Annotated in this window: 7 protein-coding genes; 6 read left to right on the top strand and 1 reads right to left on the bottom strand. The window is 57.7% G+C overall.

All coding sequences use genetic code 11. The annotated features are described in order from the left end of the window. Positions 1–85: 85 nt before the first annotated feature. A complete protein-coding gene (locus tag BLJAPNOD_RS35085; RefSeq protein ID WP_115423215.1) occupies positions 86–1,864 on the top strand; it encodes an adenylate/guanylate cyclase domain-containing protein in 1,779 nt (592 codons plus the stop codon). 69 nt (positions 1,865–1,933) lie between these two features. Here the strand turns inward: BLJAPNOD_RS35085 and BLJAPNOD_RS35080 are convergent, their stop codons facing one another. Further along, the gene (locus BLJAPNOD_RS35080; RefSeq protein ID WP_115423214.1) at positions 1,934–2,812 is read right to left on the bottom strand and encodes a LysR family transcriptional regulator; all 879 of its coding nucleotides are present in this window, start codon (positions 2,810–2,812) and stop codon (positions 1,934–1,936) included. A gap of 125 nt (positions 2,813–2,937) precedes the next feature. On the opposite strand from BLJAPNOD_RS35080, the gene BLJAPNOD_RS35075 reads away from it, so the two are divergent. The 5 genes from BLJAPNOD_RS35075 (at position 2,938) to BLJAPNOD_RS35055 (ending at position 9,641) form a co-directional block, all read left to right on the top strand. Continuing rightward, a complete protein-coding gene (locus tag BLJAPNOD_RS35075) occupies positions 2,938–4,542 on the top strand; it encodes a GMC family oxidoreductase N-terminal domain-containing protein (protein WP_115423213.1) in 1,605 nt (534 codons plus the stop codon). An 18-nt stretch (positions 4,543–4,560) separates the two neighbouring features. Next, on the top strand, positions 4,561–5,769 hold the full coding sequence (locus BLJAPNOD_RS35070) for a mandelate racemase/muconate lactonizing enzyme family protein (protein ID WP_115423212.1): 1,209 nt from the start codon (positions 4,561–4,563) through the stop codon (positions 5,767–5,769). Positions 5,770–5,796: 27 nt separating this feature from the next. Then, entirely contained in the window at positions 5,797–7,227 is a 1,431-nt protein-coding gene (locus BLJAPNOD_RS35065) for an aldehyde dehydrogenase family protein (protein ID WP_115423211.1), read from the top strand. 95 nt (positions 7,228–7,322) lie between these two features. Beyond that, positions 7,323–8,642, top strand: coding sequence for an MFS transporter (locus tag BLJAPNOD_RS35060; protein ID WP_115423210.1), 1,320 nt, complete (start codon positions 7,323–7,325; stop codon positions 8,640–8,642). A 90-nt stretch (positions 8,643–8,732) separates the two neighbouring features. After that, positions 8,733–9,641, top strand: a complete 909-nt coding sequence (locus BLJAPNOD_RS35055) for an NAD(P)-dependent oxidoreductase (protein WP_199566108.1) — start codon at positions 8,733–8,735, stop codon at positions 9,639–9,641. Positions 9,642–9,657 lie beyond the last annotated feature (16 nt).

Raw genomic sequence — 9,657 nt, 5'->3', positions numbered from 1 at the left:
GATGACGAGATACTCTCGGTTTGCGGAAAGAGTTGCCATCACTGGATCTCTTGAAGGTAGAATTGGGGCGGCGTAACCTTCTTCAATGCCGGATGACAACGAACCAACCTTGGTCTCTGCCGGAACCCATAGGAAACTGGCAGTCATCCTCGCCGCTGACATCGCGGGCTACAGCCGCTTGATGGAGCGCGACGAGGAGGACACCCATGAACGATTGCAGGGGGTGCTTCGCGATGTTGTCCGGCCCGCGATCGAAAGACATCGGGGACGCATCTTCAAAATGGCCGGAGACGGGTTCCTGGCAGAGTTCGCGAGTGCTATTGAAGCCGTGCGCTTCGCCGTCGACCTTCAGCGAGCGACGGCCCAGCGAAACGAGGATGTTGCCGAAGATCGTCGGCTCGCCTTCCGCGTGGGCATTAACCTGGGCGACATACTGGCTGACGGCGAGGATATCTTCGGAGACGGGGTTAATATCGCTGCGCGCTTAGAGGCCTTGGCCGAACCTGGCGGGGTGCTCATAAGCCACAGCGTTCACGAACACGTCGATCGGAAGCTCCCGCTTCACTTCATCGATCAGGGCGAGTGTTCTTTGAAGAACATTGCCCGGCCCATCAGGGTCTACCGTGTGGGCTGGGCTGCAAACCAAGTGACTTTTGAACAGCAGAGATGCGACCCGCCGGATACCGTGCCGACGTTGCCGCAAGTGGCTTCGATTGCGGTCCTGCCATTTTCGACCCTGAGCAGTGATTTGGAGCAAGTGTATTTCGCTGATGGCCTAGCCGACGACCTGATAACCGACCTCTCCAAAGTTGACGGCCTCCTTGTGATAGCCCGTCATTCGAGTTTTGCCTACCGGGATCGGTCGACGGATATGCGGATGATCGCCAGGGAGCTGGGTGTTCGCTACCTTATCGAGGGAAGCGTGCGCAGGGCTGCGGCACGGATACGCATCAATGCGCAGCTGATCGACGCCTCCACTGCCAGCTGTCTTTGGGCTGAAAGGCTCGACCGGGACCTCGCGGACATCTTCGCCCTGCAGGACGAAGTCGTCGGCAAGGTGATCCAAGCGCTTGCCCATGTTCTACCATCCGCAAAGCCCCTCCCCAGGCGCAGGGTGACTGATCTGGAAGCCTATGACCTGTTCGTTCGGGGCAGGGCGCTCGCGACACAGTCGCTTCGCGAGACAAGGGCTGCTCGCCCGCTCCTTATTCGGGCTATCGAGATTGATCCGGGCTTTGCCGGGGCGCATGCCTGGCTCGCCATGAGCTACCATTTCGATGCACTTTACTACGGGGTGCCCATCGACGAGCACCGTGCTGCCGCCCGCATCGCAGCTGCGAAAGCCGTGGCGATTGATGCAGAAAACGCCGACGCGCATATCGTTCTGGGCTACCTAAGTGCCTATGAGGGCGAGTTCGAAGCGGGAGTGGCAGAATTCGAACAGGGACTACGGCTCAACCCCAATCACTCTGCAGGCTGGGCTCACCTTGCTGATCTGCGTGTGTTCGAGGGGCGTGCAACTGAGGCCGTCGAATGCGCCGAGAATAGTTTTCGCCTCAACCCCTATCCCCCCGGCGACCACTACTCGTTTCTCGGCTGGGCCCAGTATGCTGCTGGTCGATATCAAGATGCTGTCGATACGCTCCGTCATCCGCAGGCGGGTGGGCCAGGCTCTAAACGCAATCTCGCCGCTGCTCTCGCGCGACTGGGCCGGACTGCGGAAGCGCGAAGCATGGGGGTCGAGTTCCTCTCGGAATTTCCGAATTTTTCGGCACGAGCTTGGGGGCGGACGCAGCCTTTCCGCAACGACGCTGATCGACAGCACTTCATCGAAGGGTATCTTGAGGCGGGTCTGCCAATGTGAGCGACCACGACGCGGAATAGAGCAAGCTGTCTGGGCGGTTTATGTGACAACACCGCTACGCGACTTTTTTTACAAAGCTGTCATCAGCCAGTCGCAGAAGATTTGAACTTCCTCGCGAGGGCTAGATTTGCCGCTACGCACTAGGAAATGGGCCAATCGGATCGGTAGCCGGTAGTCGAATGGAGCAATCAGGATACCCTTTTCAAGGTAATGGTCCGCGAAGCGCTCCAGCACCATGACGGAACCAGCACGGGCGATCGCCGATTGCAGCGCAATAAACGAGGAGTCCACCTTAAACCAATCACCGGTTGTTTGAAGATTCAATCCGTGCAGTTCAGACAATTGACCCCAGTCCGCTTCAGACCCCATGATGCTGACAATTTTGCCCGCAGCCAATGCTTGAATCGTCAGCGGCTGCGGGAAGGCTGCGGCATAGTCTGGATGGCAAACCGGGATGGCGTATTCATGGCCAAGATGCTGCACGGCGCCATCGTCCCAATCCCCTGTACCATAACGAATATCGATGTCGGCGGGATCATCGTCAAACTTGTCCGCCCAGACAAAAGACGTCAACTGGACTGAAATGTCGGGATGCAAAGCGTAGAATTCGGCGATACGCGGCGCAATTACCAGCCCTGCGAACGAGATAGAGGCGCGCACGCGCACCGTGCGCACACTTGGGTCTCGAAACAAGCTGTTAGTGGCCGACATCATGTCTGCAAAAGAACGCCGGATGGGTTGAGCGTAGGCCTTTCCCGTATCCGTCAGGGTTACACCCCTTGGAAGCCTCACGAACAACTCTGTGCCGAGCTTGCGCTCCAAAAGTCGTATTTGCTGGCTAACTGCAGCAGGTGTCATCCCTAACTCTTCTGCTGCTGCCGAGAAGCTGGCATGTCGAGCCGCCGCTTCGAAACTGTGGAGCCACGTGACATGGGGCAGCCTAGCCATATTCTACCTGCAATGAAAATGATGCCTTTGCTTACGAAAGCATTGTTTGTGTTGTAAGTCCAGGCCTGCGACAGACCTCCCCCATTACCGCGAGTCGACATGTCAGTTGGGAGGCTGATCCGGCGATGAATGAAGCTGCATTTGACTACATCATCGTAGGAGCTGGATCCGCAGGCTGCGTCTTGGCGAACAAGCTGAGTGAAAACCCGCGTCACAAGGTATTGCTGATCGAAGCGGGCGGCAGCGATGCGCGCTTTTGGATCAAGGTGCCGTTGGGATATGCGAAGACCTTCGCCGATAGGGCCGTGAACTGGAGTTACTCGACCCAGCCTGACCCCGGACTCAACGGGCGGAAGGCATATTGGCCACGAGGCCGGGTTATTGGGGGGTCAAGCTCAATCAATGCGATGGCCTATTTGCGAGGCCTACCACATGACTTTGACGATTGGGAGCGCGCAGGTGCGACTGGATGGAACTGGGAGGTCGTCCGCAAAACCTATGAAGCGCTAGAATGCCAGGTCGAGGGTGCCATTGAAAAGGGAAGCGGGCCTTTGGTGGTGAGCGACGTCAGTGCGGGCATGCACCCTTTTGTGCGAAACTTCCTGGATGCCGCTCGTGAAATGGGGTGGACGGTCGCCCGCAACTTGAACGGTGAGGATGCCGAAGGGCTCATGCGCATGCGCAGCACGGTTCGCAACGGTCGACGCTGGTCGGCTGCGGACGCATTCCTTCGGCCTGCAATGAAGCGATCAAACCTCCGCGTCATCTCGCGGGCATTCGTCGAAAAGCTGATCGTTGAAAATAAGCGTGCAGCCGGCGTCCAATTCCGCTCAGGCGGCGTCCAACATATCGTGGGGGCGAACAAGGAGGTAATCTTATCCGCGGGCGCCATTAATTCTCCCCAGATTCTTCAATTGTCAGGAATTGGCCCGGCGGCACTGCTGGAGGCGCATGGCATTACGGTTTTGCATGAACTGCCCGAAGTCGGCCAAGGCTTGCAAGATCATTTGGCCGTTTCACAATACTATCGCGCGACTGAGCCTACATTGAACAACACTTTGGGCGCCGGCCTTGGCAGGATGTTGGCTGGGCTCCGCTACATCCTGACGCGCAAGGGACCGCTCAGTGTACCTGTAAATCAGATTAGCGGGTACGTCCGCTCATCGCCGGAATCGGAAGTTCCCGATGTGCAGGTGTACTGCAATCCGATGTCTTACATTACACATACTTCAGGCGCGGTGGCCGTGGATCCTGCTCCGGGATTTCTACTATGCGTCCAACCCAGCCGCCCAACCAGCCGGGGTCAGGTGACGATTGCGTCGGCCAATCCCGCGGACCAGCCGCTGATCCAGCCCAATTCGCTCGCTACCACTAAGGATTGCGAAACGGTGATCAAGGCCAGCCGCCTTCTTAAGCAATTGGCTCAGACCAAAGCTATCCGCGCAGTGACCAAGGTGCCACTTCAGCCCGACATCTCCACCATGGACGATGCTGCGCTGCTGGAGAACTTTCGTAGTCGCGCGGGCACAGTTTTCCATCCAAGTTGCACTTGCCGGATGGGCCATGATGCGAGCGATTCCGTTTTAGACGCACGCTTGCGTGTTCATGGGATGAAGGGGCTTCGCGTTGTCGATGCGTCGGCCTTTCCCAATATCACGTCCGGCAACACCAACGGTCCAACCATCATGTTGGCTGCGCGAGCTGCCGAACTGATTTTACAAGATGCGTGATCGCAAAGGGCCCAGTTCATGAAGCTTGACCGGATAGAGACTTTCGTTGTCGCCAACCCGCCGCCGCGACACGGCGGCCGGTATTTCATCTTCGTGCGCCTGACCACCGCCTGTGGTATCAGCGGGGTTGGCGAAATCTACAACGCCACCTTCGGCCCGGACCTTTGCGCGGCGATGGCCGTCGACATGTTCACCCGCCAGTTCGAAGGCAGCGATCCACATCATATCGAGCGGATGTGGCGCAGATGCTATGGCGCCGGCTTCACGATGCGCCCCGACGTGACCGTGATGGGCGTCCTGAGTGGCCTCGAAATGGCCTGCTGGGATATCGTAGGAAAGGCGGCCGACCAGCCTGTCTATCAATTGCTTGGCGGCAAGGTTCACGAGCGGCTACGCAGCTACACCTATCTTTATCCCCCGCATGGTGACGTCTATCCCGATCCGAGCCTTCCCAACGTCTATAATGATCCGGATATCGCCGCCGAAGTCGCCGCTTCCGCCGTTGAAGAGGGCTTCACGGCGGTCAAGTTCGATCCGGCCGGCCCTTATACGATCTATGACGGTCATCAGCCGCGTATGGAAGATTTGTGGCGGTCGGAAGCGTTCTGCAAACGCATCCGGCAAGCCGTCGGCAACAGGGCCGACCTTCTGTTCGGCACCCATGGGCAGTTCACCGTTTCCGGCGCCAAACGCCTGGCGCGGCGATTGGAAGCCTACGATCCGCTCTGGTTCGAGGAACCCATCCCGCCGGAAAATCCCGCCGACATGGCTGAGGTGGCACGCTTTACCTCGATCCCTGTCGCAGCAGGAGAGCGGTTGACGACGAAGCACGAATTTGCTCGCCTACTCGAGGCGGGCGCGGCCTCAATCCTGCAAATGAATCTCGGCCGGGTCGGCGGTATGCTGGAAGCAAAAAAGATCGCCGGGATGGCGGAGACGCGATCGGCGCAGATCGCGCCGCATCTCTACTGCGGGCCAGTTGTGGCGGCCGCCAACATCCAGATCGCGACATGCAGCCCGAATTTCCTGATCCTGGAATCGATCGGCCGCTTCGACGGTCCTTTCATGCGGTTTCTAAACGAGCCGATCGTTTGGGAAAACGGCTTCGTTATCCCGCCCACGGCCGCGGGTCTCGGCGTGACGCTGAACGACGAGGCGATCGCCCAAAGCCCCTATACGGGCCCCGAACTGCACCTCAACCTAATCACCGAACCGGTCGCGCCCTGACCTGCATCCAAACGGAATGAGAGACCTATGAAGAAGCTGGACAAATTCTATATTGGTGGCGCCTGGGTCGCGCCCGTATCAGGCACACCGCTTGCCATCACAAACCCCGCCAACAGCGAAGTTGTTGGTCAGGTGATTTTAGGCGACAGCCGGGACGTCGACGCAGCAGTGGCAGCGGCAAAGCTTGCGTTCGACACTTTTTCGAAGACAAGCAAAGAAGAACGGATTGTCCTGCTGGAGCGGTTGAAAGCGGTATTTTCCTCTCGGCTGGAGGAAATGGCGCAGGCGATAAGCACGGAAATGGGCGCACCGATCAGCATGGCGCGAGAACAGCAGGCTTTTTGCGGCGTCGAACATATCGAGGCGTTTATCGCCGCACTGAAAGGCCAGGCCGAGCGCGAGATCTTAGCCAATGGCGATACGCTGCTTCGTGAACCAATCGGGGTTTGCGGGTTGATTACTCCATGGAACTGGCCGATCAGCCAAATAGCGCTGAAAGTCGTACCCGCCTTTGCCACGGGGGCGACCTGTGTACTTAAGCCGTCAGAATTTGCGCCCCTGTCAGCGGCGCTGTTTGCCGAGATCGTGCACGAGGCAGGCTTTCCGGCGGGCGTGTTCAATCTCGTCTTCGGCGATGGACAGGAGGTGGGCAGTGCGATGTCGCGCCATCGTGATATCGCGATGATGTCATTCACGGGATCCACACGCGCGGGCATCTCAGTTTCAAAGGACGCCGCGGATACGGTTAAGCGAGTAACGCTGGAACTGGGCGGCAAATCCCCGAACTTGGTCTTTGCCGACGCCGATTTGGAAACCCGTGTTGCTGCATCTGTTGCCCATTGTTTCTATAATACGGGACAGTCGTGCAACGCACCCACTCGGATGCTGGTCGAACGAAGCGTCTACGATCGCGTTCTCGAAATTGCAAAAAAGGTTGCGGAGACGCAAATGGTCGACGATCCCGCCAAGCCCGGCGACCATATTGGTCCCTTGTTCAACCAAATGCAGTTCGACCGTGTACAGACCATGATCAAGATGGGTATCGACGAAGGTGCGCGCCTTTTGGCGGGGGGGACTGGCAAGCCCGAAGGGCTGGAGAAGGGGTGCTTTGTCAAACCCACAGTCTTTGCAGACGTAACCAACGAGATGCGGATTGCGCGCGAAGAAATCTTCGGTCCGGTTCTAGTGATCATTCCCTTCGATACCGAAGCCGAGGCTATCGCCATCGCAAACGACAGCGATTTTGGCCTAGCCGCTTATCTGCAAACCGGGGACGTGGCTCGGGCTGAGCGCGTTGCTGACGCCCTTCGTGCGGGCACCGTGACAATAAATGGGCAAGCCACGAACTACGGCTCTCCCTTTGGCGGCTACAAACAATCGGGCAATGGCCGCGAAGGTGGGATCTTCGGGCTCGAGGACTACCAGGAACTGAAGGTTCGTAGCTCCATCCGGGTTTAAGCCTAAGCCCGCCTTGGCGGGCGACCTGGTATTTCACCCCACCTCACCAACCGCACGGTTTCACAGCTTCAGACTCTTGGGAGGAGTCCACGACGATGGCTACACTCAGTCCGGCTACAGGCATCGACAATGCGCAATCGCACCAGTCTGGCCTCCAGCGCTACTTTCAATTTTTCATCCTGCTGCTCGCGGCGGGCTCAATCTATCCGCTGATTTATCTTCGCCAGAACTTCGAAACGACAATTCTCGAAACCTTCCACATCTCCAGTTCCGAACTTGGCACCTATTATTCGATGCTCGGGACGATGTTTCTGCTCACCTATCTGCCAAGCGGCTGGTTAGCGGACCGCGTATCACCGCGCCTGCTCTTGACCTTCTCGATGATGGCCACCGGCATTCTGGGTCTTTGGTATGCCAGCATTCCAGATAAGTCGGCCTTGTATTGGATATTTCTTGGCTGGGGCATCTCATCCGGCCTGACTTTCTGGGCGGCGCTCCTGAAGGGCGTCAAAATCCTAGCTCGACCCCATGAACAGGGACGGTTCTTTGGCGGCCTGGAAGGGATGCGCGGCCTTGTGGAGGCTATCCTGGCTACAGCCGCGGTCGCGCTATTTACCTACTACGTTGATGGTAAAGGCCTCGCTGCGGCAGAGACCCTGCCATCGGTCATCATGCTTTATGTCTACAACAGCTTCGCAGTAGGGGTCTTGTGTTTCCTATTCCTGCGTTTGAAGGATGACACCCCGGTCAAGACCTCTGCAAGCAAGAACAATCTTCTGGCTGATCTCAGGTTCCTCCTGGCTGTGCCCGAGCTTTGGCTTATCGCCATTATCATTCTTTGTGGCTATCAGTTGTTTTGGGCGACCTATTCGTTCTCCGCTTTCCTACAGGAAAAATACACGATGACGGCAAGCGCCGCCGCCTTTATCACGGTAGCAAAGTTGTGGATGCGTCCCATCGGGGGTCTGGGGGCTGGTTTTCTGGGCGACAAGATCGGCCGGGAAAATGTACTGGCGATTACGATGACATTGAGCATTCTCGGGCTGCTGGCGCTGCTGTTTCTGCCATCGACAGCTGGCAGTTTTGTCCTGCTGTTTGTCGTATTGCTGATCGGGGTGATGACCTACGCCACTCGAGGCTTGTATTGGTCGATCCTTGAAAGTCGCAATATCCCGACCCGGGTGACCGGGCTTGCCATCGGCGTGATTTCCCTGATCGCATATACACCTGACATTTATCTCCCTAAACTGAATGGGTACCTTGCTGATCACTATACGGGGCTCGCAGTTTATCAGATGTACTTCGGCTTCATCGCCGCTTCGGGTATCCTTGGTCTGGTTGCCATAGGTTTTCTAAAGTCACGGACGAAAATTAGAGCGGCGGCGCAAATACCGACCACGGCGGCCGCGGAATAGTAAGGCTGCGGGCAGAGTAAAAATCTGGCTCTGCTACGTGGCCGTTTCGCCTCCGCTTATAATTTCACCTTTCGGTTTAACAAGGATCGAATGCCAATGATCTACGGCTATATCGGGCTAGGAAATCTCGGAGGGCACCTCGCTGCCAGCCTGCTCAAGGCCGGCTTCAAGGTGGTCGTGCATGATCGCCACAAACATCTTTCCGATCGCCTCGTTGCAGAAGGGGCGACCTGGGCGGATTCGCCGGAAGACATGGCGCGGCAGTGCGATGCTGTGATCACCTGCCTACCCTCACCATCTGTTTCCGATCAGGTTCTTAACCAGTTACTTTCCGAGCTGAGACCCGGGTCGACCTGGATAGAGATGTCGACGTTGAGCCGTGATGAAATTCTTCGTCTCGCTGCTGTAGCGGGCAGGCATGGCGTGCGAGCGATGGAGCTGCCGGTGACGGGGGGCGTGCATCTTGCCGCGCACGGAAAGATCACCATGCTTGCCGGCGGCGACAAGGATCTCTTTGAGATCCATTTGCCGGCGCTGGAAGCCATGGGCGACAAGATTTTCCACATGGGTACGCTTGGCAATGCAGCGATCATCAAGGTGATCACCAACATGCTGGCCTTCATCCACCTCAAGGCATGCAGCGAAGCACTAATGCTGGCCCGACGCGGCGGCCTCGATCTCGGTCAGGCCTGGCACGCCATCAAGGCTTCCTCGGGTAACTCCTTCGTCCACGAGACGGAGGGCGCGCTCATCCTCAACGGATCGTACGATGTCGCCTTCAACATTGACCTGGCGCTGAAGGATCTCGGATTTGCCATGGCGTTCGGCCGTGAATTCGGCGTCCCGCTCGACCTTGCGGGGATCACCCAGCAAACCTACGTTGCCGCCAAGGCAGCCTATGGCGGCAACGCCGAATCGCCGATGATCGCCAAGCTTCTGGAAGACCTGCTCAAGACCGACCTGCGCGCACCGGGCTTTCCGGCCCGGCTGGAGCTTTAGAATCGCATAATATATC

Source organism: Ensifer sp. M14 (genome assembly GCF_003355565.1).
Lineage (GTDB): Bacteria > Pseudomonadota > Alphaproteobacteria > Rhizobiales > Rhizobiaceae > Ensifer.
This window is presented reverse-complemented; position numbering and strand designations above follow the sequence as displayed.